At 68.5% G+C, this 1,293-nt stretch carries 1 protein-coding gene; it reads right to left on the minus strand.

The genetic code is table 11. From position 1 onward, the window contains the following. Positions 1–86: 86 nt before the first annotated feature. Positions 87–1,070, minus strand: coding sequence for a sugar ABC transporter substrate-binding protein (locus tag ACIQ8J_RS35900; protein ID WP_403278392.1), 984 nt, complete (start codon positions 1,068–1,070; stop codon positions 87–89). Positions 1,071–1,293: the final 223 nt, after the last annotated feature.

Here is a 1,293-nt window from a genome sequence, read left to right on the forward strand (position 1 = left end):
CACCGAACCCAGCTCCGGACGCCCCAGCACCCTCCGCACCACCGAACGACGCAGCAACCGCTCGTCCCCGGCGACATCTGCCGCGGTCATCGGGTCCCCCGCTCCGTGTAGGCCTTCAGTTGGGTGGCCTGGTCCTTGGTGATGATCTGCGGCCCGGTCAGCACCGGAAGCCCGCCGCCGAGCACATCGCCGTTGTACTTGTACAGCCACAGGAGGTCCACGGCCTCGTATCCCTGGAGGTAGGGCTGCTGGTCGACGGCGAAGCCGAGCGTGCCGGCCTCCAAGGCCGCGGCGACCTTGGCGTTGAGGTCGAAGGTGTCGATCTCGGCGGAGCTGCCGGCCGACTGCTTGGCCTTGTACGCCGTGTCCGCGAAGGGCGCGCCCAGCGTGACCACGGAGTCGATGGCCGGGTCGGCCTGGAGCTTGGCCTCGATGGAGGACTGCACGTCGGGCATGTTGGTGCCGGTGACGTAGAGGTTCTGGAGCTCGCCCTTGAACGTCTTCCTGGTGCCCGCGCAGCGCTGCTCGTGTCCGACGTTGCCCTGCTCGTGCAGGACGCAGAGCGCCTTCTTCTTGCCGCGCTTGTTGAGCTCCTCGCCGACGGCCTCGCCCGCGATGGTCTCGTCCTGGCCGATGTGGGTGAGCGCGCCGAACTCCTTGGACTTCTCCGAGCCCGAGTTCACGGTGATCACCGGGATGCCCGCCTTCTCGGCCTTGGCGACGACGTCCTTCAGGGCGTCCGGCTTTGCGAGCGTGACGATGATGCCGTCGACCTTCTGGTCGATGGCGGCCTGCACGAACTGCGCCTGCTGCTGCCCCTGGTCGCTGTGCGAGTACAGGAAGTCGATGTTGTCCTTGACGGCGGCCTGCTTGGCGCCGTTCTGGACGATGTCCCAGAAGGTGTCGCCGTCGCCCGAGTGGGTGATCATCGCGATCTTCCAGCGGGGTGTGTTCACCGCGGCCCTGCCTTGGGCCTGCGCGGACTTGCGCGCGTCCTCGGCACGCTTGCCGCCCGTGCTGCTGCACCCCGCCAAGGAGGCTCCGAGCACCGCTGCCAGCACCGCGCCCATGACGCGTACCCCTGTCCCAACCCTTGCCACGACGCCGTGCCCTTCTTGCTGTACCACCGGGTGCCTCCGGGGCTGGTTCAGACCTGCCCCGGCCGCCCAAGTATGGGTCACGCGAGGTCGGCGGGGGATCATCGGGTGCCGCGGGCGGTGTACTTCTCCAGCGCCGGCACGTCCTTCTCAGTGACGATCGCGGGCCCCGTCAGGACCGGCTTCCCACCACCGA

The sequence above is a fragment of the Streptomyces sp. NPDC094147 genome (assembly GCF_044764265.1).
Taxonomy (GTDB): domain Bacteria; phylum Actinomycetota; class Actinomycetes; order Streptomycetales; family Streptomycetaceae; genus Streptomyces.

Coding starts and splice junctions, on each gene's coding strand:
- ACIQ8J_RS35900 (WP_403278392.1), bottom strand. CDS start 1,070: ATGGGCGCGGTGCTGGCAGCGGTGCTCGGAGCCTCCTTGGCGGGGTGC.